Annotated in this window: 25 protein-coding genes and 1 other annotated feature; of the genes, 5 read left to right on the forward strand and 20 right to left on the reverse strand. The window is 37.9% G+C overall.

Translation table 11 applies throughout. The annotated features are described in order from the left end of the window. Positions 1-26: 26 nt before the first annotated feature. Complete coding sequence (gene ald, locus LMOATCC19117_RS07975) at positions 27-1,139, reverse strand: alanine dehydrogenase (protein WP_003725992.1); 1,113 nt, start codon at positions 1,137-1,139, stop codon at positions 27-29. 238 nt (positions 1,140-1,377) lie between these two features. Between ald and LMOATCC19117_RS07980 the strand changes: the two genes are divergently transcribed. Then, on the forward strand, positions 1,378-1,842 hold the full coding sequence (locus LMOATCC19117_RS07980) for a universal stress protein (protein WP_003725993.1): 465 nt from the start codon (positions 1,378-1,380) through the stop codon (positions 1,840-1,842). A gap of 51 nt (positions 1,843-1,893) precedes the next feature. Here LMOATCC19117_RS07980 and LMOATCC19117_RS07985 read toward each other — a convergent pair whose 3' ends face one another. The 5 genes from LMOATCC19117_RS07985 to sppA form a co-directional block, all read right to left on the reverse strand. After that, the gene (locus LMOATCC19117_RS07985) at positions 1,894-3,087 is read right to left on the reverse strand and encodes an acetate kinase (RefSeq protein WP_003741223.1); all 1,194 of its coding nucleotides are present in this window, start codon (positions 3,085-3,087) and stop codon (positions 1,894-1,896) included. 23 nt (positions 3,088-3,110) lie between these two features. Then, complete coding sequence (locus LMOATCC19117_RS07990; RefSeq protein WP_003727379.1) at positions 3,111-4,109, reverse strand: class I SAM-dependent methyltransferase; 999 nt, start codon at positions 4,107-4,109, stop codon at positions 3,111-3,113. Between the two features lie 190 nt (positions 4,110-4,299). Beyond that, on the reverse strand, positions 4,300-4,797 hold the full coding sequence (gene tpx / locus LMOATCC19117_RS07995; protein WP_003727378.1) for a thiol peroxidase: 498 nt from the start codon (positions 4,795-4,797) through the stop codon (positions 4,300-4,302). 60 nt (positions 4,798-4,857) lie between these two features. Further along, positions 4,858-5,394 carry an RDD family protein gene (locus tag LMOATCC19117_RS08000; RefSeq protein WP_003727377.1) on the reverse strand — a complete coding sequence of 179 codons (537 nt, stop codon included), beginning with the start codon at positions 5,392-5,394 and terminating at the stop codon, positions 4,858-4,860. Positions 5,395-5,413: 19 nt separating this feature from the next. Continuing rightward, complete coding sequence (sppA, locus tag LMOATCC19117_RS08005; RefSeq protein WP_003734345.1) at positions 5,414-6,427, reverse strand: signal peptide peptidase SppA; 1,014 nt, start codon at positions 6,425-6,427, stop codon at positions 5,414-5,416. Positions 6,428-6,605: 178 nt separating this feature from the next. Between sppA and LMOATCC19117_RS08010 the strand changes: the two genes are divergently transcribed. After that, on the forward strand, positions 6,606-7,409 hold the full coding sequence (locus tag LMOATCC19117_RS08010) for an NAD kinase (RefSeq protein WP_003723315.1): 804 nt from the start codon (positions 6,606-6,608) through the stop codon (positions 7,407-7,409). Positions 7,410-7,440: 31 nt separating this feature from the next. On the opposite strand, the gene argF is transcribed toward LMOATCC19117_RS08010, so the two are convergent. From argF to ezrA, 8 genes are all read right to left on the reverse strand, one after another. Beyond that, complete coding sequence (gene argF / locus LMOATCC19117_RS08015; protein WP_003725998.1) at positions 7,441-8,391, reverse strand: ornithine carbamoyltransferase; 951 nt, start codon at positions 8,389-8,391, stop codon at positions 7,441-7,443. Next, positions 8,388-9,548 (reverse strand): acetylornithine transaminase, encoded by a 1,161-nt coding sequence (locus tag LMOATCC19117_RS08020; protein ID WP_003725999.1) that lies wholly within the window; start codon positions 9,546-9,548, stop codon positions 8,388-8,390. Before LMOATCC19117_RS08020 ends, argF begins: the two co-directional genes overlap by 4 nt. After that, positions 9,545-10,297 carry an acetylglutamate kinase gene (argB, locus tag LMOATCC19117_RS08025; protein WP_003726000.1) on the reverse strand — a complete coding sequence of 251 codons (753 nt, stop codon included), beginning with the start codon at positions 10,295-10,297 and terminating at the stop codon, positions 9,545-9,547. The genes LMOATCC19117_RS08020 and argB overlap by 4 nt, the downstream gene beginning before the upstream one ends. Before the next feature lie 12 nt (positions 10,298-10,309). Then, positions 10,310-11,506, reverse strand: a complete 1,197-nt coding sequence (gene argJ / locus LMOATCC19117_RS08030; RefSeq protein WP_003731574.1) for a bifunctional glutamate N-acetyltransferase/amino-acid acetyltransferase ArgJ — start codon at positions 11,504-11,506, stop codon at positions 10,310-10,312. A 15-nt stretch (positions 11,507-11,521) separates the two neighbouring features. Further along, positions 11,522-12,553: an N-acetyl-gamma-glutamyl-phosphate reductase gene (gene argC / locus LMOATCC19117_RS08035; RefSeq protein ID WP_003734346.1), complete on the reverse strand. Its 1,032-nt coding sequence runs from the start codon at positions 12,551-12,553 to the stop codon at positions 11,522-11,524. A gap of 170 nt (positions 12,554-12,723) precedes the next feature. Further along, positions 12,724-13,935, reverse strand: a complete 1,212-nt coding sequence (gene thiI / locus LMOATCC19117_RS08040) for a tRNA uracil 4-sulfurtransferase ThiI (RefSeq protein WP_003727373.1) — start codon at positions 13,933-13,935, stop codon at positions 12,724-12,726. Between the two features lies 1 nt (position 13,936). Further along, positions 13,937-15,076, reverse strand: a complete 1,140-nt coding sequence (locus LMOATCC19117_RS08045) for a cysteine desulfurase family protein (protein ID WP_003726004.1) — start codon at positions 15,074-15,076, stop codon at positions 13,937-13,939. A 127-nt stretch (positions 15,077-15,203) separates the two neighbouring features. Next, entirely contained in the window at positions 15,204-16,919 is a 1,716-nt protein-coding gene (gene ezrA, locus LMOATCC19117_RS08050) for a septation ring formation regulator EzrA (protein WP_003734347.1), read from the reverse strand. Between the two features lie 293 nt (positions 16,920-17,212). Between ezrA and LMOATCC19117_RS08055 the strand changes: the two genes are divergently transcribed. Then, positions 17,213-17,701, forward strand: a complete 489-nt coding sequence (locus tag LMOATCC19117_RS08055; RefSeq protein WP_003726007.1) for a GAF domain-containing protein — start codon at positions 17,213-17,215, stop codon at positions 17,699-17,701. 211 nt (positions 17,702-17,912) lie between these two features. Continuing rightward, on the forward strand, positions 17,913-18,515 hold the full coding sequence (rpsD, locus tag LMOATCC19117_RS08060; RefSeq protein WP_003723325.1) for a 30S ribosomal protein S4: 603 nt from the start codon (positions 17,913-17,915) through the stop codon (positions 18,513-18,515). 99 nt (positions 18,516-18,614) lie between these two features. On the opposite strand, the gene tyrS is transcribed toward rpsD, so the two are convergent. The 5 genes from tyrS to LMOATCC19117_RS08085 form a co-directional block, all read right to left on the reverse strand. Beyond that, positions 18,615-19,874: a tyrosine--tRNA ligase gene (tyrS, locus tag LMOATCC19117_RS08065; protein ID WP_003726008.1), complete on the reverse strand. Its 1,260-nt coding sequence runs from the start codon at positions 19,872-19,874 to the stop codon at positions 18,615-18,617. Positions 19,875-19,933: 59 nt separating this feature from the next. Continuing rightward, positions 19,934-20,142, reverse strand: a binding site (T-box leader). A gap of 53 nt (positions 20,143-20,195) precedes the next feature. Continuing rightward, positions 20,196-21,203, reverse strand: a complete 1,008-nt coding sequence (gene ccpA, locus LMOATCC19117_RS08070) for a catabolite control protein A (RefSeq protein ID WP_003727369.1) — start codon at positions 21,201-21,203, stop codon at positions 20,196-20,198. A gap of 234 nt (positions 21,204-21,437) precedes the next feature. Continuing rightward, positions 21,438-22,523, reverse strand: coding sequence for a bifunctional 3-deoxy-7-phosphoheptulonate synthase/chorismate mutase (locus LMOATCC19117_RS08075; RefSeq protein ID WP_003727368.1), 1,086 nt, complete (start codon positions 22,521-22,523; stop codon positions 21,438-21,440). 219 nt (positions 22,524-22,742) lie between these two features. Beyond that, a complete protein-coding gene (locus tag LMOATCC19117_RS08080) occupies positions 22,743-23,267 on the reverse strand; it encodes a YtxH domain-containing protein (RefSeq protein ID WP_003726506.1) in 525 nt (174 codons plus the stop codon). 21 nt (positions 23,268-23,288) lie between these two features. Then, positions 23,289-23,744 (reverse strand): DUF948 domain-containing protein, encoded by a 456-nt coding sequence (locus LMOATCC19117_RS08085; protein WP_003723567.1) that lies wholly within the window; start codon positions 23,742-23,744, stop codon positions 23,289-23,291. A gap of 255 nt (positions 23,745-23,999) precedes the next feature. On the opposite strand from LMOATCC19117_RS08085, the gene LMOATCC19117_RS08090 reads away from it, so the two are divergent. Next, positions 24,000-25,112, forward strand: a complete 1,113-nt coding sequence (locus LMOATCC19117_RS08090; RefSeq protein WP_003729641.1) for a M29 family aminopeptidase T — start codon at positions 24,000-24,002, stop codon at positions 25,110-25,112. Between the two features lie 40 nt (positions 25,113-25,152). Here LMOATCC19117_RS08090 and LMOATCC19117_RS08095 read toward each other — a convergent pair whose 3' ends face one another. Beyond that, positions 25,153-25,698: a peroxiredoxin gene (locus LMOATCC19117_RS08095; protein WP_003726508.1), complete on the reverse strand. Its 546-nt coding sequence runs from the start codon at positions 25,696-25,698 to the stop codon at positions 25,153-25,155. Between the last annotated feature and the right edge of the window lie 107 nt (positions 25,699-25,805).

Here is a 25,805-nt window from a genome sequence, read left to right on the forward strand (position 1 = left end):
TCCTTTGAGAAAGTTCGCTTTTTTTATTAAATTAATTCTTTGCTATCCGTATAGGGTAAATCAAGTGAATCTGCAACAGCCTTGTACGTAATGTGACCTTGGTATGTATTTAATCCACGAAGTAAGAATGGGTCATTTTGCACGGCTGCTTTTAAGCCTTGATTAGCAAGTTTCAATCCAAATGGTAAAGTGGCATTAGTAAGCGCCAAAGTGGACGTCCGCGGTACTGCACCTGGCATATTTGCAACAGCATAATGAAGTACACCATATTTTTCGTAGGTTGGATTATCGTGTGTGGAAACGTGATCTGTTGTTTCAAAAATCCCTCCTTGGTCAATCGCGATATCTACAAGGACAGATCCCGGAATCATTTGTTTAATTACATGCTCTTTGACGAGTTTGGGCGCTTTTGCTCCTGGAATTAATACTGCTCCAATAACCAAATCAGCTTTTTTCACAGCTGTTTCAATATTAAAATCATTCGACATTAACGTTTGGACTTGATTGCCAAAAATATCGTCCAGTTCGCGCAATCGTTTCAAATTCATATCAAGAATGGTCACGTTGGCACCTAAACCAGCTGCAATTTTCGCTGCATTTGTTCCAGCGATTCCGCCACCAATAATAACCACTTCACTTTTCTCTACACCCGGCACCCCACCAAGCAAGACACCCATACCACCATTCGTTCTTTGTAAAAATTGTGCGCCAATCTGAGCTGCCATTCGCCCAGCAACTTCACTCATTGGCGAAAGTAGTGGCAACGTGTGGTCTGCAAGTTCTACTGTTTCATACGCTACACTATTTACTTTACTCTCCATCAAAGCTTTCGCAAGCGTTGGTTCATTTGCCAAATGTAAATATGTGAAAAGTAATAGTCCTTCTTTAAAGTATGTATACTCTGATGCAATCGGTTCTTTTACTTTTACAACCATATCTACATCCCAAGCTTCTTTAGCTGTTTCAACAATTTTTGCCCCCGCTTGCACAAAATCAGCGTCTTGATAATTAGAGCCAATGCCCGCATCTTTTTCCACGTATACAGTATGACCTGCATTTACGTATGAAAAAACACTTGCCGGAGTCATTGCCACCCTATTCTCGTTATTTTTAATTTCTTTTGGTACGCCGACTAACATCTAAATCACTCTCCTTGATATAGGTATAATAGACTATAAAAGATTTTCTACACCCCCATGCTAACACAATATACCTAAGTTGTAAAAAATTAACTAACTGAAATTCAAACAAAAGTTTTAGTAAAATTAGACGAAATATTTGTTTCACTATAATTTATTTTTCATTTTATGGTTCTTTTAGGAAAAAGAGGGTAAAATATAAGTATAGAAAATACATATTTTGATTGGAGGAATTATTATGTTACAACAATACGAAAGAGTTTTAGTAGCAGTTGATGGATCCAAAGAAGCAGAAAGAGCATTCCAAAAAGCAATTCAAGTGGCTAACCGTAATGACGCGGCGCTTGGTCTGGTACATGTTATCGATACACGCGCGTTTTCATCTGTAGCCAATTACGATACAAGCATGGCAGACAAAGCTACCGAATATGCAGATGAATTACTTAGTGGCTATAAAGAAGATGCTTTAAAAGCCGGTGTAACAAAAGTAGAAAGCTACATTGAGTATGGTTCTCCAAAAACAGCTATTACAAAAGAAGCAGCAAAAGCATTCCAAGCAGATTTAATCATGTGTGGTGCAACTGGACTTAACGCTGTAGAACGTTTGTTAATTGGTAGTGTATCTGAGTATATTATTCGCCACTCCCCTTGTGATGTTCTTGTAGTACGTAATGATGTTCCTGATTATAAAGAAGAAAAATAAGGATAGAAAAAAAGGCTAGCTCTTAATTAAGAGCTAGCCTTTTTTTCTTTTTTAGTGATTGTTTTTAATTGTTTCTACATCACGAGCAATCATTAATTCTTCGTTTGTAGGAATGATGATAACTTTTACCGGGGAGTGCGGATAGTTAAGGAATCTTTCTTCTCCGCGCACTTGGTTAAGTGCTGGATCCCAGTATACGCCCATGAATTCAAGTCCACGAAGTACTTTTTCACGGATGTATGAACTATTTTCACCGATTCCAGCTGTGAAGATAATGGCATCTACACCGTTCATACGAGCTGCATAAGAACCAATGTATTTATGGATACGGTCAACGAAAACTTGAAGTGCAAGTTCTGCGCGGTCGTTTCCTTTTGCTGCTTCATCTTCTAAATCACGAAGATCGCTTGAAATACCAGATACGCCAAGCATACCAGATTCTTTGTTTAACACATCAAGTACTTGTTCTGCAGTTTTGCCAGTTTTTTCCATGATGAAAGGAATAAGCGCAGGGTCAATGTTACCAGAACGAGTTCCCATAGAAACACCAGCTAGTGGTGTGAATCCCATGGAAGTATCCATTGATTTTCCGCCTTCGATTGCAGCGATACTAGCACCATTACCAAGGTGACAAGTTAGTAAACGTAATTCTTCTACAGGACGTCCTAAAAGTTCTGCAGCGCGTTCGGATACATATTTGTGACTTGTACCGTGGAAACCGTATTTACGGATACCATAGTCTTCATAGTAGCTGTATGGCAGACTGTATAGATAACTTGCTGGAGGCATTGTTTGATGGAAAGCTGTATCGAAAACAGCCACTGAAACAACATCTGGTAAAATCTTGCGGAATGCTTTAATACCAGTAACGTTCGCTGGGTTATGAAGCGGCGCAAGTTCAGATAGAGCTTCAATATCTTTAATTACTTGGTCATCAATATAAACGGATTCAGGGAATCTTTCTCCACCGTGAACAACGCGGTGACCAATTCCAGTGATTTCATCGTAAGAACCGATAACTTTGTGGTTAATTAATTTTTCAAGTAGCATTTGAACAGCAATTTCATGGTCAGGAATATCAATAATTTCTTTGATTTTTTCTCCGTCTACAGTAATTGTAAAAATAGAATCTTTCAAACCAATTCTTTCTACAATCCCAGCTGTGATAACACGTTCAGATGGCATATCATATAATTGGAATTTCAGTGAAGAACTTCCGGCGTTAATTGCAATCGTTTTTTCCATTTTGTTTTTGTCAATTCCTTCCATTATCGTTTCCTTTTGAACCAGTTCTCTATTTCAGCTAAAATCGGTGCAGTTACGCTCGGATCTGTTAGCGAAGAGAGATTGGCCAATAAAACTTCTTTTGGCGGCTTTACATCTACGTCCGCTTTTTGTAAAATCAAGATGCTTTTTCGTGCTTGTTCAGACTTAAACAGTGTTTCAGGCAATTTAATAATTCCCTCAATATGACCGTTTTTCTTGATAAACTTGTCCACCTTAGCAAAGTCACTAGTCCCAAACATTGCGTCAGGTACCAAGAAGAATAAATATCCTCCTGGCTTTGTGTAGCGCATTCCTTGTTCTATAAACAAGAAATGAGCAAATGAATGCCCTTCTTCACGGCAAAGTTCAAATGTTTTTGCATTTTCGTCATCCGGATAATACCCAACAGGTAAATCACTAATTACGACATCTACGGGATCAACTAATAAATTAGCCAGCCCATCTTGATGCAGCAATGTCATTTTTTGTCGCTGTAAATCCGCTCCTACTAGTGCAAGCGAAATAAGCAAATCATCTACATCTACACCACTTGCATGAACGTCTACATCACCTTTTAATTCTAGCTGATTAATCACTGTTGTTAAAAGGTTTGCAGTGCCACAGGCTGGATCCAAGATAGAAACATTTTTCTTCTTTTGAATCACTTTTTCAAGCAAATATGCCACAATGAAACCAATGGAATCTGGCGTCATTTGGTGGTTCACTTGAATACCGTGTTTCATGCCTTTTAGTAGTGCTAATTGAAGACCTTTGCGGATTTCTTCATTCGAGAAATTCTCAAGTTCGATACTTTCGTAAGACGCTTGTAATTTCAATTGTTTTTCAGAAGACAACTCTTCTTTTTGTAAAACTTCTTTTTGAAACAGATTTTCTCCTGTTTCATAAACCGCTTCCAAATAGCTTATTTCAAGTTCATTTTGCAAGATAATAGCTGTATTATCAAGCACTTGAAATAATTCTTGCGTTGCTTCATTTGCCAAAAGTAACACCTCGAATTTTCATCATTACTAACACCACCAAACATTATACAGTATTTCTAAAGAATGTGAAAGGATTTTATGTAGTAAAAGATGAAATTCTCATTGGAAATAGTTCATTATCATTAGTACAGTTTATTTTTAGTAGTAATACAGAAAAAAGCCCTCCTAACTAAAGGAAGGCTTTTACGATTTAGGCTTTTTTCGCAGCTTCAATTGCAGCTTCATAATTCGGATGATCGCTACCTTCTGGAACTACTTCCGTGTAGACGATTTCCCCTGCTGCATTTACCACAAAAACAGAACGAGCTAGTAAGCGAAGTTCTTTCATGACTACACCGTATGCTTCGCCAAAAGAAAGATCGCGGTGATCAGATAATGTAATCGCATTTGGTAAACCTTCTGCGGCACACCATTTCTTTTGAGCAAATGGTAAATCAACGGAGATAGTTAAGACAACTGTATTATCTAAATTGCTTGCTTCTTCATTAAATTTACGCGTTTGTGTGGAACAAACACTTGTATCAATGGAAGGAACAACGCTGATAAGTCTCACTTTCCCGTCATAATCGTGCAATGTTACTTCTTCTAAATCTCTATTCACCACTGTGAAGTTCGGCGCTTTGTCGCCAACTTTTCTTTCGGTACCTACGAGTGTAACTGGATTATGTTTAAATGTTACTTGAGTCATTTTTTCTTCCTCCTTTAATGGACGCTTCTATTCCATTTTAAAGAAGAAGTTTGCTATAAGCTATTTTTTTGCTCCATTTACCCATTTTTCATCTAGTTCTAAGTAGCCCGTGTGGACGACAGATGTGGATTCAAAAAAGTCCGCAATGCCTTGTTTGTTTGGTGTAAAGGCACAAACCACATATAACGGCCAAATTGTTTTTAAGACAAAACGCATCGCACCTTCTCGAAATAAAACGGTTAACCAAGTTAATTTTTCGCCATCAAGTTTCACTACGCGAAGACCAAATAACATTTTTCCAAGCGTTTGTCCGAAAAACTTAGTAAGCAGAATAAAGTAAGCTAAAAAGATAATCGTTGTCATTCCCCAATAAAATGTGAAGAAACTGTCATCCATCCCCATTCCAGAAACGCGGAAAATCGGATTAATAATGATTCCCTTCAAGGCTGCGATGACAACTAAATCGACTAAATAAGCTAAAAACCGGATCCAAAAGCCAGCAAAGTACTGTTTAGGAATGGCTTCTTCTTTCTGAATTGGTGGTTCATAATGATAGACTTGGCGTTTACTTTCAAAAGTAACATTTTCATTAGCCATGTGCGCCTCTCCTCTCACATTATTCTCCATATAAATACATCATTCTTGGCGCTTTAAGTGTGCCAGTTAATTTGATTAGTTGGGAAATATCTGCATTTTGACCAGAGATTTTTTGTGCAGCTACAGAGAATAGCGAGCTAAAGTTTTCTGGTGTATCATATTGAATGACTGTCGCATCAGCTAACCCTTGTTCTTTTTTCAAAGCTTCTAGGGCATCTTCTTGATAACCAAATTCATCAATCAATCCGTTCTCTTTTGCTTGGCGGCCGTCGTATATGCGACCATCTGCAATTTTACGCACTTGTTCTACAGTCATTCCACGGCCCTGTGCAACTACTTTAACGAACTCATTATAAGAATCATCAATCATTGACTGCATAATCTTCTTCTCGTCTTCCGTCATTGGTCTTGTCCCGCTCATAATGTCTTTATATTCGCCACTTTTAATGGTATTATCTGAAACACCTAATTTTTTCATGAGTTCACTATAGTCATACCCTTGCATAATGACGCCAAGCGAGCCGGTCAATGTTTCTTTACTTGCAAAAATTTTGTCGGCTGGCGCGGAAATATAATATCCACCTGATGCTGCCATACTCCCCATGGAAACATAGAATGGAATATTGCGTTCTTTTTGAATTTGTAAAATTTTATCACGAATTTGCGCGGATTCCATGACACCGCCACCTGGTGAATTAACATACAGCAGTACGCCTTGGATATAGTCATCATTTCTCACTTGTTCTAATTGTTGCATAAAAAAAGAATGATTGTAGCCAGCCTCACTAAATAAGGAACCTGAATCTCCCGTATCTTGAATAGTGCCATCTACAGATAATACAGCAATTGTATCATTCCCGCCTTCTTCAATTACTGTTTCGGTTAGTTCGCCGGTATCTGCGAATAGGCTTTCGACAAATGTCGGACTACTATCTTCCTTTGAAGCGATTTGACTTGATGTAAACTTTGCTAACGCACTGACTATCAAAAGTGCAAAAACAATCCCTAGTGCAATCCATCTTTTAGCGTTCATTTATTTCTCCCCTTTTTCTGATTAGATAATGTAATAATACCAGCCTCTTTTATTTTGTACAATCTTTCTCTTAAATTGTGTCCCATTTCACTTTTTTACTTATGATGAAAGAAATTGCTCTGAAGTCATGTTATAATAAGTTTGTTGATTAAAATTGGATTCTGGAGGGACAACTAACATGGCAAAAACTATTTTTTATTTTTCCTATCGAAAAACAGAAGAACTACATGCAAAAGCAAAAGAATTGAAGAAAATTACGACGGATTATGGATATGAATTAACGGATGACTATCAAAAAGCAAACGTTATTATCAGCATTGGTGGTGATGGTGCTTTTCTTAAATCTGTAAGAGAAACTGGCTTCCGTCAAGATTGTTTATATGCAGGGATTGCGCTAACAGAGCAATTAGGTCAATACTGTGACTTCCATATTAATCAATTGGATGAAATCATCAAGGCAGCCATTGAAGATCGTTGGTTAGTAAGACGTTATCCAACTATCTATGGAACAGTGAATAACACCAAAGCTTTTTATGTATTAAATGAATTTAACATTCGTTCTTCTATTATTAGAACGCTTACGATGGATCTTTATATTAATGATTCTCACTTCGAAACTTTCCGCGGAGATGGCATGGTTATTTCCACACCAACAGGAAGTACCGCTTATAATAAATCAGTGAACGGTTCTATCGTGGACCCACTTCTTCCATCTATGCAAGTAAGTGAACTGGCTTCTATTAACAATAACAAATTCCGCACACTTGGTTCTTCGTTCATTCTTAGTCCAAAACGCAAACTACGTATTGAAATTGCGTCTGAAGAAGGAAATAACGAATTCCCGATGATTGGAATGGATAGCGAAGCACTTAGTATCCAACACGTGCATGAAGTTAATTTAGAAGTAGGCGATCGTTTTATCAATATTATCAAACTGCCTAAAAATTCTTTCTGGGATAAAGTGAAACGTAATTTCTTATAATAAAAAAGTCTGGCACTTACGCCAGACTTTTTTATTTTGCTTCCAAGATGGCTGCTAGTAATGCTTTTTGTGCATGAAGCCGATTTCCCGCTTGTTGATAAATGACCGAGTGATTGCCATCAATGATTTCAGCTGTCACTTCTTCTTCCCGATGTGCTGGTAAGCAATGTAAGAAGTGGTAATCAGGCTTGGCACCACTAACTAATTCTGCATTTACTTGATATTTTTCGCCAAAATCCGCCAAACGTTTCGCATTTTCATCTTCTTGCCCCATACTTGTCCAAACATCCGTATAAATAAAGTCCGCATCAGTCACTGCAAGTTTTGGATCTTCTGTAACGAAAATCTTGCCACCACTTTGCTTCGCCAGATTTTCTGCCTTTGCAAGAATTGTTTCGTCGACCTCATACCCTTTTGGCATCGCAAGGCGAATATCTATCCCGACCATAGCGCCGGCTAAAAGCAATGAATGACATACATTGTTACCATCACCAATATAAGCTAGTTTGACACCTTCCAACTGATCTTTCCATTCATAAATAGTCATTAAATCCGCTAACGCCTGACATGGATGATGCAGGTCGGTTAAGCCATTAATAATTGGAATTTCTGCATGATACGCCAATTCTTCTACTTTTTCATGACTAAATGTCCGAATCATAATTGCATCAATATATTCTGACATCACATGCGCCGTATCTTTAATCGGTTCACCACGCCCGATTTGCAATTCCTTTGAACTCATCACTATCGCTTGTCCACCTAATTGCAGAATCCCGGCTTCAAAAGAAACCCGTGTTCTAGTAGAAGGCTTGTCAAAGATCATTCCTAAAATTTTCCCGCTTAAAATATGACTATAATGAGCTGGATTCGTTTTCATTGCAACAGCTAATTTAATAATATCTGTCAATTCTTCTTTATTCCATTCAAGCAAACTGAGCATATCTTTCCCAGCTGTATTATTTTTCGCATACATTGTCATCCCTCTTCACTCCCAATCAATTGGTTTTCCAAAACACTTTTCAATAAATATATGGCTTGATCGATTTCTGCATAACTGACGGTTAAAGGTGGTAAGATTCGTAGCACATTAGCCCCCGCAGTTAGTATTAGCAATCCTTTATCTCTAAGTTCCGTTACAACTGGTTCTGCGGTATTTTCAAGTTCTATACCTATCAGAAATCCTCCACCACGAATGACAGAAACATTATCCAACGCCTCTAAATGCACTTCTAACAAATATCTAAAATAGTCTGCTTTGGCATTTACCTCTTCTAAAAATCCCGCTTGTTTCATTGTTCGTAATATCTCTTTAGCCGCCGCAAGGGCCAATTTATTTCCTCCAAAAGTAGAGCCATGACTTCCTGGCCCAAAAGCACTACTTAGATTCGCTTTTCCGACCATCGCTCCAATCGGCAAGCCATTTCCAAGCCCTTTTGCTAAAGTGAAAATATCTGGTTCTAAACCAATCTGCTCAAATCCATAAAGCGTCCCCGTTCGCCCAAGCCCAGTCTGCACTTCATCAATAATTAATAATACCCCCATTTTTTTGCAAAGCAATTGAACCTCTAAAAGAAAGGCTGCATTTGCTGGGATGACGCCACCTTCCCCTTGAATTACTTCTAACATGACTGCTGCTGTATGTTCATCGATTTCTGCTCGGAAAGCCTCGATGTCATTATAAGGGACGTAAGTGAAGCCAGGAACAAGTCCCCCGAACCCTTGATGAATTTTAGCTTGGGCTGTAGCTGACATCGAACCAAAAGTACGTCCGTGGAAAGATTTTTCAAAGGTAATTATTTTTTCTTTCCCGGTATATTTTCTAGCTAATTTGAGCGCTGCTTCATTTGCCTCTGTTCCGCTATTACAAAAGAAAACTAATCTGTCTTTACCATCTGCAATTAATTCTGCGACACTATCTTGCAAAGCACATTCATATAAATTCGATGTGTGCCAAATATTCGTTAGTTGTTGTTGTACTGCTTCTGCAACATTTGCTGGACAATGACCAAGGTTACAAACTGCGATACCGCTAGTGAAATCGAGATATGTTTTACCATTTTTATCTGTTACAACCGTGCCCGTACCGTTAACTAAATCAATAGGAAACCTTTTGTATGTTGGAAAAACATGTTTCATCCAATCGCCACCTTGTTTTTTATTTTTGTTCCGCTAGTGTTAAGGGAATCTGTAATAATAACTTTTCCGACACCGTTTTCGGCAGCAAAGGCAGCGCTAGCTAATTTAGGAATCATTCCACCTTTTATTACGCCGGCATTTTGCAGCTTTTCTATTTCATCTGTGGCTATTTCGCCAATAATTTCTGAACCTTTTTTCACACCAGGTACATCTGTTAGTAAATAGAGTGCTTCTGCTTGAAGTGCGCTTGCTACTTCACAGGCGGCTGTATCTGCATTGACATTTAGCCAATCGTATTCACTGTTTATACCAAGCGGCGCAATCACAGTGATAATATTTTCGCTAAGTAATTGTTCGATTAAATCTGTCTTTACTTTCGTTATTTTTCCGACAAATCCCAAATTCGCGTCGTTCAAAAAATCTGCTTCTAGTAACCCTGTATCACCCGCATTTAAACCGATAACCGAAATATTACGTTTTTGAAAAGCAGTGGTAATAGCTGGTTGGACTTGGCCAATTAAAACCATTTTTGTCACTTCAAGAGTCGCTTTATTAGTGACACGTAGACCATTTTTTGTTTCGACAGGAATAGCAAGAGATTTCATCATTTTTGTAATATAATGCCCACCACCATGAACGAGTACAATTTTTTTATTGGCAGCTTGCCATTGTATTATTTGTTGGAAAAAATCTTCTGTTAAATTGTCACTTGCGACACCGCCTAGTTTTACGACTATCGTATTCTCCATCCTGATTCCTCCTTACGTCCGGTAGCATGCGTTAATTTTGACGTATTCATAACTCAAGTCGCAACCCCATGCTGTTCCTGACTCAAGTCCGATATGAAGATCAACGTCGATAATGATATGCTCTTCTTCTAAATAGGCATCTAACGCCTGTTGATTAAAAATGGTTTGGCTGCTATGATTCAGAATTTCAATCCCGCCAATTTTAATCGTAATATTATCTGGCGCAAACCGGCCACCTGAATAGCCAATCGCGCAAATAATACGTCCCCAGTTCCCATCTCCACCAAAAGCTGCCGTCTTCACGAGACTAGAGGAAACAATTTTTTTAGCAATCATTCTTGCATCTTCTGTTTTTGTAGCGCCATTAACTTGTACCTCGATTAGTTTTGTCGCTCCCTCGCCGTCTCGCGCGATGCTTTTAGCAAGGTGCTCCGTTACCGCTTGAAACATATCCGCAAATTTCGCAAAATCCGCTGTCCCTTCCTGAAGCATCGGGTTTTCTGCACAGCCATTCGCCATGACTACCACCATATCGTTGGTAGAAGTATCGCCATCTACCGTTATTTGATTGAAAGTTTTGTCTACTTTTATTTTTAGTAATTTTTGCAATAATTCAGCCGGGATTGCGGCATCTGTTGTAATAAAAGCAAGCATTGTCGCCATATTTGGATGAATCATTCCTGATCCCTTCGCTACACCTGACATCGTTACCTTTCTACCACCAATTTCTGTTTGAAAACTGATTTGTTTTTGAAACGTATCTGTTGTTAAAATCGCTTCTTCAAAATCGGCCGCATTTCCAGTTTGCTTTTCTAGCATTTCTATTCCCGCGTTGATTTTGTCCATCGGTAGCATATCGCCAATAATTCCCGTGGAAGCAACGGCTACGTAATCAAGTGGAATATCTAACTTTTCTGCCGTTTGAGCCCGCATCGCAAGTGCATCTAACATACCTTGATTCCCTGTACATGCATTGGCATTCCCACTATTCACAATAATTGCTTGTAACTTCGCATTACTTTGAAAAGAATCTTTCGTTACAAAAATTGGTGCGGCTTGCATTTGATTCATCGTATAAACAGCGGCTGCATTTGCTGGAACTTCTGAATAAATCCAACCAATATCATTTCGTTTTCTTTTAAGCCCTGCATGTTTTCCGTCAGCATAAAATCCTTTTGGTGAAGCGATATTTCCTTTGACAAGTTCCATTTTATTTTTCCCCTTTCACGGATACACCGGAATAAACCTTAATCCGTCACTTTCAGCAAAATTCGCCATTATGTTTAAATTTTGAATGGCCTGACCAGCCGCCCCTTTAACTAAATTATCAAGCACAGAAACGATAGTAATCACATTCGTTTTTTCATTATAAGCAAGACCTATATCACAGTAATTCGATGCTGTCACTTGTTTGACAGTCGGATATACATTTTCTGGTTGGATTCGGACAAATGGAGCATTCTCGTAGGTGGATTTGTAAAGCGTATGTAACTCTTTTTGGGTGATAGGATTTTTGGGTTTAACGTAGATGGTTGTGAAGATTCCTCTTGTGATGGGAATTAACGAAGTAGAAAATTGAATTGCTGGGATAGTCTCATCCCATTTAGTTAATTGTTGCATAATTTCTGGAATATGTTGATGAGAATTCATTTTATAAAGTGTCATGTTTTCATTGGTTTCTGTAAAATGAGTACTTGCAGAGGGCACTTTTCCTGCGCCGGAAATACCTGATTTAGCGTCTACGATAATCGATGTTGGATCAATCAACTGGCTTTTCACTAGAGGTGCTATGCCTAACAAAGTTGCAGTTGCATAACATCCAGGATTAGCAATGAATCTAGCTTCTTTCTTATCACGGAATTCTGCTAAACCATATTCCGCCTTAGCGATATACTCGATTGGAGCCGCGCTTTTTCCGTACCATTTTTCGTAAAGCTGCCTGTCTTTTAATCGAAAGTCCCCGGATAGATCAATGACATTCAAACCTGCATCTACATATGGGAGAGCAATATCTTTCGCGATTCCAGAAGGCGTGGCAATAAAAACGGTATCACTTTTTTCGATGATTTCTGCTGAATTTATTTTCTCTAAGGGGCTAGCTTCTAAATCTTTTAAATGAGGATAAAAGGTTGCAAGTGTTTCTGATTGAGCGGAAAAACTATGTAACGTCGCTATGTCTACCGAAGCATGTTGATGAAGCAAGCGAATTAGCTCAAGCCCTCCGTATCCTGTTGCACCAATAATGGAAACTTTCATCCTAACCCCTCCCGTTAATTATTAAATGATACTTTTCATTATAATGATGTATATTTATAATGTCAAATGGTTTTTTATTAATATTTAAAACTATTTTATGCATTTTTAGTTATTTATTATGTATATAATATACAAAAACCGTTTATCCAGAAAAGGATAAACGGTTAATCTTAAAATAAATCAGCAAACTCATCTTTGACTTGTGCAGTTTCCGCTACATTCACAGAAATGGTTTCAATGTTGTCTAATGCTTTCGCAATTAACGCTTCAAAATCTGTGAAACTTTCGTAATGCTCGATTTTATCTAGTTTTGGTTTTGTTTTTGGAGATGGTGGCGTGAAAATGGTACAGCAATCTTCAAATGGTTGCACTGATAAATTATACGTATCAATCTTTTGCGCGATTTGAATGATTTCATTTTTATCCATGGATACGACTGGACGAATGATTGGTGTCGCTGTTACGGCGTTAATTGCTAGCATACTTTCCAATGTTTGGCTGGCAACTTGCCCTAAACTTTCGCCATTAACAATCGCTAAACCGTTTCTCCTGCGACGAAGTTCATCCGTAATTCGAAGCATCATTCGACGAGTTACGGTCATAATCACACTTTCAGGAATTTGTTGTTTGATCACTTCTTGAATCTCTGTAAATGGAACGATGTGCATTTGTACCTGTCCGCTGTATTTAGCCAATTTTGCAGCTAAATCAACCGCCTTTTGTTTCGCTTGTTCACTTGTATACGGTGGGCTATGAAAATGAACTGCTTCAATTTCTACGCCACGTTTTTGGGCTAAATAGCCTGCAACCGGACTATCAATACCTCCCGAAAGCATTAACATTGCACGACCCGATGAACCTACTGGCAGACCAGCTGCACCAAGAATTGTCCGGCATGATAAAAATACGCCTTCTTTACGCACATCAATGGTTAGTTTTACATCAGGATTTTTAACATTGACCGTTAAATCTTCCATATTTTGTAATACATAAGCACCGATTTCTTGGTTGATTTCATTAGAATCAAGCGGAAACTCGCGGTGGCTACGTCTTGCTGCGACTTTAAATGTTCCGTTCTCCTCATGCGCATCTTGTACTAAGGCAAGTGCAGCGGCTTTTACTTCCTCTACATCTAAATTGACGCGTACAGCTGGACTAAAGGATTGGATTCCGAAAATCGGTTTTAAACGTTCTTCTACGAGCTGATAATCTGCCCCATTTAAAATAATATACATTCGGTCACGTTCTCCGTGAATACGAACTTCCGGCAAATCTGTCATTGCACGTTTGACGTTTTGCGCCAACTTTGTCACAAATTGTTTTCTGTTTTTTCCTTTTGTAGATAACTCTCCGTATCTAATTAACATACGATCAAATTCCAATTTATTTCACCACTTTATTTAGATTTTCAATGATTTCTTGCAGTTTTTGAATAAAAATTTTCGCTTCAGATAAACGATTTTCATACGATAAGCTAACACGTACTGCTCCTGTTGCTTCTTCGTCCGTCACACCCATCGCTTTTAACGTGCTGCTTGCTAGCTTCTGCTTAGAAGAACACGCACTAGTGGTGGAAATGTAAATATCTTCTTTTTCTAAAGCATGTACTAAAATTTCCCCACGATGCCCTTTTGCCGAAAAACAAACGATATGCGGAGCCGCGACACTTTGTTTCGTATGAACTGTCATATCAGACATTTGCGCAATTTCCGTTAGTAAATAATCGCGAATCTCGATTAATGCTTCTTTTCGTGGCTCATTTTCGAGCGTTAGTCGTAATGCTTTTGCCAGCGCAACATTCCCAGCTAAATTTTCTGTTCCACTGCGGTAGCCCATTTCCTGCCCACCACCAAGAATTTCTGAATGCAAATGCACATTTTTTCGTTTAAAAAGTATTCCGGTTCCACGTAGAGCATGAAATTTATGCCCTGAAAAAGTGAGCAAATCAATAGCATTCTCATTAAGTGCAAGTGGTATTTTTCCGATACCTTGAACGAAATCTACATGAAAGAAAGTATGTTCAAGCAATTTTAGCATTTCGCCAATTTCGTGCAGTGGTTGGATGCTTCCCACCTCATTGTTCACGCCCATAATAGACACTAAAATCGTTTCATCTGTGAGTGCAGCTTTCAATGCTTCCATCTTGATGACGCCGTTTTTATCTACTGGTAAATACGTGACAGTAAAACCTTCCTGCTCAAGTTCTTCCATTACCATACGAACAGAAGGATGCTCGATGCTAGAGGTAACAATATGTTTCCCGCGATTTTGGTAACTATAAACGAGCCCTTTAATCGCCAAATTATTCCCCTCTGTGCCACCAGATGTAAAAATAATTTCTTCTGGCAAAGCGCTCACCATCGCAGCGATTTGTTTTCTTGATGCATCAAGCAGCTCTTTCGACTTAGCACCAAAACGATGCAGCGAAGAAGGATTAGCAAAATAATTACTCGCTACCTTTGTATATGTTTCAAGTACGGCCGCATTTGGCTTTGTTGTCGCACTATTATCGAAATAAATCATAAAAACTAAATTCTCCTCCCCAATATTCCACTCTCCATTTTATCATAATTCCAACACTTTCCAACTACTATTTTCATAAAAAAACAGGATTCCTATTATAAAAATAGAAATACCTGTTTTTACGTTTTTATTCAATATCGTCGACGCTTACTTTTGATTCATACGCTTTTTCGACTTTTTTAAATGCTCCTGTTTCCACTTTTTCCAGCGCGGTTACAGCAATTTCTAATGCTTTTTTATACTGATAATCATTGTAGAAATGGTTTTCTGCTTGAACGAGTTCATCTGCAAGTTCTTTGTTACGCAATCGATAGCGGTTAGCATATTGGATAACATGCTCAACTAAGCGAACATTTTCCATCATTTCCTCGGCTTTTTCAGTTAAATGAGTTAAATCTTCTTCTGCAATACGCCAATTTTGGCTTACTGCTTTCATATTTAGCGGTTTCTCTTCCAAACGTTTCTCAAGCGCATTAATGGATTCCCCCATATGCTCTCGTAGCGATAAATACTCTTCTGGAAGACCTGGCAAACGTTCTCGTTCCATTTTGCGATCTAGTGTAATAATTGCACGACGCATCCGTTCAGCATCATCACGCGCTTCTAGTTCATCTTTACGCAAAGAACGCAATTCTTCAGCGAATTTGTCCTGCTCAGCGCTAATCGTAATAAGTGCTGCATCAATTTCTTTCAATGTATCTTGCGCTGCCGAGTAGGCAATCTCACCACTAGCAATTAGAGCAGTTAATTGTTCAAAGTTTTCTTTTGCTTCACTCAATTTAGCGCTCGTTTTTAAATAAACCGCTAGATCATCTTCAGCAACATGATAGGTTTGTTTTACTTCTGTAATTTGTTCAGCAAGTGCATCTGAAACGGCATTTTGGCGTTGTAACTTGTCAGAAGTTGGGCTATGATTTTCTTTCACGAAATGGCGAGCTTCTGCTTCGTGTTCAAGCGTATCATAAAACAAATCGATTTCATTATGTAATTCTTCTACTCCTTGTTCCGCTTCATCTAAATCAAGATTAATTACATTTTTTTTCATTTTATCAATTTGATTTTTCATGCGAGAAATCTCTTTATCTAACTCCATTTGAGCTAAATAATAACCTTTTCGCACCATTTCTTCATAGCCAGCGCGAAGTTTAGTCATTTCTTCTGGCAAAATGGTATCTGTTTCATGCAGTAATGACGGGATTCGCTCCATTTGCGCTTCGATTACTTGCATTTCTTTTTGAACCACTATAACGATTTCTCGTGCCTCTAAATGATCACCTTGGTCAGTTAATGAATCATAGCTATTTAAGCTTTCTGACAGTTCACTTAGTTTTGTCTCAATATATGGTAACGTTTCTCCAAGTTTAAATCCTCTTGTCAAAACTTCTCGGCGCAACTCCGCAAATTTTTCTTTCGTGGCACGACTTTCTTTGGCATTTTTTTCTTCACTAATAAGTAGCTCTTTTAGTCCACCAAGAATTTGATCCATTTGCTTTTCAATTACAACGAGCATTTGCTCAATATCATTTTCAGCGTGTGTAGCAGAACGGAACTTGTAACGGTCCGTGTTCATCTCTGCTTCTAATAACACTTCTTCTAAATCAGGAAATAATCTAGTTTCAATTTCATCCCAGGACGAACGCCATGATTCAAAAAGCGCTTCTGTCTGACCTGTTAGTTTTAATTTTTTCACTTTTGAAAGTTCATCAATAACCGGCCGCTCTCTGAGTTTAATCTTTTTCTCTTCTAACTCGTTTATTCTTTGGTAATGTTTTCTTTTTAATATGTAGCCTGCACCAATGACTGCAATAACTACGATAATAAAGCCGATTAACATGTAGTACATCCAAAATCCTCCCATCAACGTTAACTTGTGAAAGAAAAACAGCCACACTCGTGCTGCTCATACATCTTTTCAATTATGTACATCTTTCCATATGTAGTATATTTTATTCCTCATTTTCAGTTCATTATACACATCTTTTATTTTACCACGATTTGCCTAGAATTACTTGCGTTTAACGAAAAAATTTTTAAAGCAAGTAAAATCTATTCTATTACAAAACAAATTTCCCGAAATCCCTTGTCGTTCATGCTATACTAAAGACATTATTTGAAAAGAAATGTGGGGATAAAAAAATGATTGAAATCAAAAAAATGACCGGAACAAAAGAAGAAAATTATGCACTTGCTTTAAAACAAGTACAAGCAATGATTGCTGGCGAACCAAATCTAATTGCGAATCTAAGTAATGTTTCTTCTATATTAAATCAAGCACTTTCTGATATTAATTGGGTTGGATTTTATTTACTTGAAAAAGAAACAAATCAATTAGTACTCGGCCCCTTCCAAGGTTTGCCTGCTTGCATTCGCATTCCACTAGGTAAAGGTGTGTGCGGTTCTGCTGCCTCAGATCAAAAAACGTATATAATCGAAAATGTGCATGATTTCCCTGGACATATCGCCTGTGATGCAGCTTCTAATTCAGAAATCGTTCTACCAATTGTAAAAAATAATCAACTGCTTGGCGTGCTTGATATTGATAGTCCCCTTTTTAATCGTTTTGATGAAGTGGACCAGTTATGGCTAGAAAAAATCCGTGATGCGATTACTCAAGAAATAAATTGACAAGCTACTAGTAACTATACTATACTGGAAGATGTGTAAAATGCAGCTTGAGTAAAATGAATGAGTGTGTTGTTTACCCCCAGATGTAATTCTGTGGTATATCGCGTAACCGGCGGCTGCTATGGTGATGGTATATGAAGGTAAACTGCCCTGATTTGGTTTTACGTCACGTTTGTTTTATACCAAAAACAAATAAAAGGAGGAGTCTCTTATGGCTCGTTATACAGGTCCAAGCTGGAAAGTTTCCCGTCGTTTAGGAATTTCACTTTCTGGAACAGGTAAAGAATTAGAGCGTCGTCCGTATGCTCCAGGTCAACACGGCCCAACTCAACGTAAAAAAATCTCAGAATATGGTTTGCAACAAGCTGAAAAGCAAAAATTGCGTCATATGTATGGATTAACTGAACGTCAATTCAAAAACACGTTCAACAAAGCTGGTAAATTACAAGGTAAACATGGTGAGAACTTCATGATCTTACTAGAACAACGCCTTGATAACATCGTTTACCGTCTTGGTCTTGCTCGCACTCGTCGTGCAGCTCGTCAACTCGTAAACCATGGCCACATCACTGTAGATGGCAAACGCGTAGATATCCCTTCTTACCAAGTATCTGTTGGTCAAGTGATCTCTGTTCGTGAAAAATCTGCTAAAAACTCTGCAATCGCTGAAAGCTTAGAAGTTTCAAGCTTCGTGCCTGAATACGTAACTTTCGATGCAGAAAAACTAACTGGTTCTCTTAACCGTCTACCAGAACGTTCTGAACTTGCTGCTGAAATCAACGAAGCATTTATCGTAGAATTCTACAGCCGTTAATTAGAACTAAAAGCCTTACAATGCATGACTTCGGTTGTGTTTGTAAGGTTTTTTTATGCACAAAAAAGCACTCGTCTTTAAAAACGAGTGCTTTCCCTATTATTTATAAGAAACTAAGAAGTATTTTTTCTTCCCGCGTCTCACAATTGTAAATTTATTTTCAATCCGGTCACTTGCATCCATGATTTTTTCTAAATCTTGCTGACGTTCCCCATTAATGTAAATAGCTCCATTTGCAACATCTTCACGCGCTTGACGTTTGGAAGGTTCGATACCAAGTGTTACTAACCAATCTACCAAGTTTGCTTCCGTATCTTCTGCAACAAATGTCGGAACGTCTTTGAAGCCTTGTTCAATTTCATCCGCAGTCAGCGCTTTTACATCACCACTAAATAGTGCTTTTGAAATTTTAAGTGCTTGTTCCAACGCTTCTTCACTATGCACAAATTTGGTCATTTCTGCCGCTAACGTTTTTTGTGCAGCTCGTAAATGCGGTTCTGTTTCTACTTGTTTTGCTAACTCATCAATTTCTGCTTCTGTTAGGAATGTAAAGTACTTCAGGTATTTCACAACATCACGATCATCTGTGTTAATCCAGAATTGATAAAACTCATATGGCGTTGTTTTTTCTGGATTTAACCAAATTGCCCCGCCTTCTGATTTCCCAAATTTCGTTCCATCAGCTTTTGTTAAAAGAGGAATTGTTAAACCGAAAGCTTTGGCATTTTCGCCTTGTTTTTTACGAATCAAATCAAGTCCAGCAGTAATATTCCCCCACTGGTCACTACCACCAATTTGCAAACGGCAATCATTAAATTCATATAAGTGATTAAAGTCCATCGCTTGTAAAATTTGGTAAGCGAACTCCGTGAATGAAATCCCTACTTCTAAACGACTAGCAACGATATCTTTTGAAAGCATCGTGTTCACGTTGAATTCTTTTCCATAGTCACGCAAGAAATCAAGGATACTCACATCTTTTGTCCAATCATAGTTGTTCACCATGCTCGCCGCAGAATTACCTTCAAAATCAAAAATCTTTCCAAGTTGCACGCGCAAACTTTCCACATTTTTACTAATTTGTTCCATTGATTGTAACTTACGCTCTTCCTTTTTACCACTCGGATCGCCAATAGTTCCTGTCGCTCCACCAACTAAAATAATCGGACGGTGCCCAGCGTTTTGGAAACGGCGTAAAATCATGAATGGAATTAAATGACCAATATGCATCGAGTCTCCAGATGGATCAATCCCGCAGTACAAAGAAATCTGTTTTTCTTCTACCCATTTGCGTAATCCTTCTTCATCTGTTTGCTGGTAAATAGCTCCGCGCCACTCTAATTCATCAATAATATTCATTTTCATCATTCTCCTTTTATTTTTGGACATAAAAAACGCCCCTCCGCTAAACAGTTTAGCGAAGGGACGTATTAATTAACGTGGTACCACCCTACTTTTAGGAATAAATCCTACTTCAAAAAATAACGGCTCAACACCGGCTGCGCCATTATCCTGCGCAGCGTGACTCCGGGATGTAATTCGTCTACTTACCTCTACTAGTTTCCACCAACCACTAGCTCTCTAGGAATAAGAATAAGCAACTACTTCGTCCGTTCATAGTCATTTTCGTTATGAAAAGTATACATACATTTATAACATACCGTTAAAAATGCTGTCAACTTATTTTTTTTCTTTAGTCGTACCACGTAGTTTTTCACTATGTGGTAAGATAACTGTTTTTTCATCTACTTCTTCACTCGTCATCAACTTTGTTAGTAGACGCATAGCCACGGCGCCGATATCGTATAAAGGTTGTACGATTGTCGAAAGTTGCGGGCGTGACATTAATGTTAATTTCGTATTGTTGCTTGTCATTACTTCTAAGTCTTCTGGGACTTTGATTCCAGCATCAAGCGCGGCATTCAAAATACCAATAGCTAGTTCATCATCTGCAACTACCACTGCATTTGGTTTTTTAGACAAGGCACTTAATTCTGCCCAAACTTTTACACCTGCATTGTAGTTATATTTCGCTTCAATAATGTAGTCTTCTTGATAAGAAATTCCAGCTTCTTCTAATGCTTCTTTGTAACCAGCTAATTTCATTTCGCGATTGACCGGCTCGTTTAGAGAACCACTTACAAAAGCGATTTGCTTATGACCATTATCTACAAAACGTTTCACCGCTTCTTTTGTTGCTTGTTTGTAATCGATGTTTACAGAAGCAAATTTATTTTCCATATCAACGGCTCCTGCTAAAACTACTGGCGCTGGAGAACGGTCAAATTCTTCTTGTAATTGTTCTGAAATACGTTCGCCCATGTAAATAATTCCGTCCACTTGTTTACCAAGAAGCGTGTTAAGTACTTGAAGTTCTTTATCCTCATTTTCGTCCGAATTGCTGAGGATAATGTTGTATTTATACATTGTCGCAATATCTTCAATCCCACGAGCAAGCTCTGCATAAAACACGTTAGAAATATCTGGAATAATAACACCAACTGTAGTTGTACGTTTGCTCGCTAGGCCTCTAGCTACAGCATTAGGACGATACCCTAATTGATTAATAACATCTAGTACTTTTTTTCTTGTTACTGGTTTAACATTCGGATTGCCGTTCACTACCCGAGATACCGTTGCCATAGAAACATTCGCTTCTCTTGCAACATCATAAATTGTTACATTCATCTCTATTCACTCTCCATATTCATTATTTTAATGGCTCTACCTACCATTGTAAACGTAAACAAACTAGCCTTCCTTTAATAATACGATAACTTTTTTCGATATGCAATTGTTTTTACTCTTTATTTTCATTTATTTTCATATCAAAACGGCATTATTACACAAAATTAAATGCCGATAGAATATGAGTTGTTAATAGCAAAACAAAAAACCTTGGAATCCCAAGGTTTTTTGATGTTACTTTATTTTATGTGGTACTAAATTACTTGCTAAAATTGCATTCCAGAATTCTTCAAATTCAGGAATATCCATTTGTTGTGCAGAATCCGATAATGCAACTGCAGGATCTGGATGAACTTCAGCCATCACGCCATCTGCCTCGATAGCTAGAGCAGCTTTTGCGCATGGAAGTAATAAATCTTTTCGACCAGTAGAATGCGTCACATCAACCATAACTGGTAAATGAGTTTCTTTTTTCAAAATTGGAACGGCAGAAATATCAAGTGTATTTCTTGTCGCTTTTTCATATGTGCGGATACCTCGTTCGCATAAGATGATTTTGCCATTTCCTTGTGACATGATATATTCAGCAGCACCAATGAATTCTTCGATTGTAGCAGATAAACCACGTTTTAGTAAAATGGGTTTGTCCACACGGCCAGCCGCTTTTAGTAATTCGAAGTTTTGCATGTTTCTTGCACCAATTTGAATAACATCTACATAATCAAGTGCAACTTCAATATCAGCCGGCGTAACGATTTCACTAATAACACCTAAACCGTATTCATCAGATACACGTTTTAAAATTTTCAGTCCTTCTAAACCTAATCCTTGGAAGTCATATGGGCTAGTACGAGGTTTAAATGCGCCGCCACGAATAAGTTTTAAGCCTTTCGCTTTAATGGATTCAGCGACCGCAGCAACCTGTTCATAAGATTCCACTGAACATGGACCGAAAACAAATACTGGTTCGCCATTCCCGATTGGCAATCCTTTTACTGTAACTATCGTATCTTCTTTTTTGTTTTTTCTAGAAACGAGTAATGCTTTAGAGTGATCTTCTTCTTGAAGCTCTAATCCCGCTTTAAAAATTTCTTTAAATAATTTTTGAACCGTACTATCTTCAAAAGGTCCTTCATTTGCTGCAAGAATCGTGTTAAGCATTTCTCTTTCACGTAATGGATCAAAACGAAGAGAACCTTGAGTTCCTTTAATTTTGCCAATTTCTTGTACCAAATTAGCGCGTTTGCTAATTAATTCTAGCAAATCAATATTTAATTGATCCACCTGTGTTCTAAGTTCCTCTAAATTTGTATTAACCATTTAACTTCCACCCTTCTAAAAATCTGCTCCAAGATTATTTCTCATTATAGAGGAAAACAGATAATTTGTCACGAATCCACTTTTATACTTAATCGCTTTTAAGCATTAAAGTGAATAATGTAAAACTAATGTTAACATGTTTTAAATCAAATTACAAGCAGATAATGTATTTTTTCCTAATAAAAAAACAGCCCCGTAAGGCTGTTTTTTGAACTAAGTTTATTTTACTTCTTTTTTTACGTCAGAAGCAATTTTTTTCGCTTCGTCTTTGCCTTCATCTACTGCTTTTTTTGCTTCTTTTTTCGCTTTGTCAGCTGCTTTTTCTACATCGTCCGCAGCGTCTTTTGCTTCATTTTTCACAGCGTCTGCCGCTTGTTTCGCAGCTTCTTGGTTTTCTTCTTTGTTTTGTGAAACAACTTCTTTCACGGCTTTGCTTTGTTTAGAAACAGTATCTGCTAATTTACCGGATTTGTCTTTCACTACATCTACAAATCCACCAGCAGAATCAACTAATTTATCTTTTGTTCCTTTGGCTACACCACTGATTTCGATACCTTTTTCATAAGCAACATCTTTCCATTGGTTGCCTTTTTCTTTAATTGTATCAACTTGTGTATTTAAGTCCTCGCGTAGTTCTTTACCTGATTTAGGTGCAAATAGAAGTGCTGCGGCTGAACCAACGATTGCACCAATTAAACCACCGATTAGAAAATCTTTTGTATTAATACCATCTTTTTCTGCCATGTTAAATCCCTCCAAATTATATTAGAAATTAGATTGTTCTGCTGCTTCTTTTGCTGCTTCTTTCGCTGCTTTATTTGCTTTCATCTTTTCTCTAAAAGAAAGAATTGAATTGCTAATTGAGACAGCTTGAGAAATCTTCGCTTCGTTTTGCTCTACTTTGTTTGTTGCGAGTGTTGCTAGTTCGCGAACAGATTGACTTAATCCTAGTAAAGAAGTCCCAATGTCACCAACTGCATCAAAAACTGGATCCACTTTCGCAACTTTGCCATTTACATCTTCTAGAAGTGTATTGGTCTTATCAAGCAATTTTTGTGATTGTCCTGTAATCCCTTGTACTTCTACTGTTATTTTTTCTAACGATTTAGCTACCTCATCCATTGTTTGGGAAGTTGATTTTAACGTTTTTCCCAAGTAGATGGCAATAACTAAAAGCGCAATTGCGGCAATAAGCGCTGCAATATACAAGATTACTATCATCTATCCACACCTCCATATTCCTTTTTCTATACCCTGAGTATTCCCCTCTAAAACTTTCTTCTCTAATGATCTATGTACAAAATACAAAAAAGAAAAGGTATTAGCTTCATTTTAGCAAGTAACTGCCGAAAAATAAACTAATAAGAAAGAAACCGGTTAATTTGTTGTAGAAGGTTGCTTTTAGCGTAATTTGGAGTAAAATAGATACAGGCTGCTTTTTGCCTATTTTTAGTTAAAATTTAGGGAGGTTACAAGATGAGAGACGCAAGAATCGAAAAATTAGCACATAATTTGATTAACTATTCCGTCAAACTTGGCGCTGGAGAAAAAGTATTAATTGAAAACTTCGGTGTTCAAAAAGAATTAGTGATGGCTTTAGTAGAAGAAGCATACAAAGCTGGCGGTTTCCCGTTCGTTTCCTTAAAAGAACCACAAATTGACCGCGCGATGATGCTCGGAGCTGATAGTTCCCAATATGCAAAAATTGCTGAATTCGAAGGCAACGTGATGAAAGAAATGGATGCTTACATAGGTTTACGTGCTGGCGATAACATCAATGAAACATCCGATGTCCCAGCAGATAAATTGAAAATCCACGGAGAAACAGTTGGCAAAATGCATTCTGATATTCGTGTGAAACAAACAAAATGGGTTGTACTTCGCTATCCAAGTTCCTCCATGGCGCAACTTGCCAAAATGAGCACTGCTGGTTTTGAAGATTTCTACTTTGACGTGTGTAACTTAGATTACGGAAAAATGAGTGACGCAATGGATGGATTAGTAGAACTAATGAATAAAACAGATAAAGTACACTTAGTTGGACCAGGAACAGATTTAACATTTAGTATTAAAGATATTCCGGCAATTAAATGTGCTGGCGAAATGAATATCCCCGACGGTGAAGTATTTACTGCACCAGTTCGTGATTCTATCAATGGAACACTTACTTATAACACACCATCTCCTTACCAAGGCTTTACGTTCGAAAATGTATCTTTCACGTTTAAGGATGGAAAAATCATCGAAGCGACTGCGAATGATACAGCTCGTATTAACAAAGTCTTAGATACAGATGAAGGCGCGCGCTTCGTTGGCGAATTCGCTATTGGGGTTAACCCATTCATTCACGAACCAATGCAAGATATTCTTTTTGATGAAAAAATCGAAGGAAGTTTCCACTTTACGCCTGGTCAATGTTACGACGAAGCTTTTAATGGCAACCAATCTGCTATTCACTGGGATTTAGTTAACATTCAACGTGCCGATTACGGCGGCGGCGAAATTTACTTTGATGATGTTCTCATTCGTAAAGATGGTATTTTCGTCCTTCCAGAATTAGAAGCACTTAATCCAGAAAACTTAGTATAAAAAAAAGACGCTTAGGATTAATTCCTAAGCGTTTTTTAGTTTAAACAATTGTTTTTTCACCGGGTTGCCAGTTGATTGGGCACAGTCCACCTGTTTGAAGAGCTTGTAAAACTCTTAAAACTTCATCCACTTCCCGCCCGATATTATTATGGTGCACCACTTCGTACTGGATTTCACCTTTTGGATTGATAATGAAAAGACCGCGCAATGCTACGCCCTCTTCCTCAATTAATACACCGTAATCACTAGCTACTTGATGATTCGTATCCGCAGCGAGTGGGTAGTTTAATCTACCAATACCACCTTCTTTAATCGGTGTATTCGTCCATGCAAGATGCGAGTGAATTGTATCTGTAGAAGCGCCAATTATGCGGGCATTTAATGCATCAAATTCATCTGACCGAGCGGAAATAGCAACAATTTCTGTCGGACAAACAAATGTAAAGTCCATTGGATAGAAAAAGAGAATCGTCCATTTATCGTCTTCTATATTTTTTTCTAGACTTACTTTCCCAAAAGTCTGATTTGGCATAACAGCTTCCATTTCAAATCTTGGAGCTTGTGTGCCTACTAAACGTTCTGCCACTTTTATCCCTCCATTAATTATGTAGTTGTATTTTGTATCACATGATATATTTTAATACACCTAAGAAATACTGTAAAGCTTTATTTATACTAATTACAAACAAGAAA

Origin of the sequence: Listeria monocytogenes ATCC 19117, assembly GCF_000307025.1 — a bacterium.
GTDB lineage: Bacteria > Bacillota > Bacilli > Lactobacillales > Listeriaceae > Listeria > Listeria monocytogenes_B.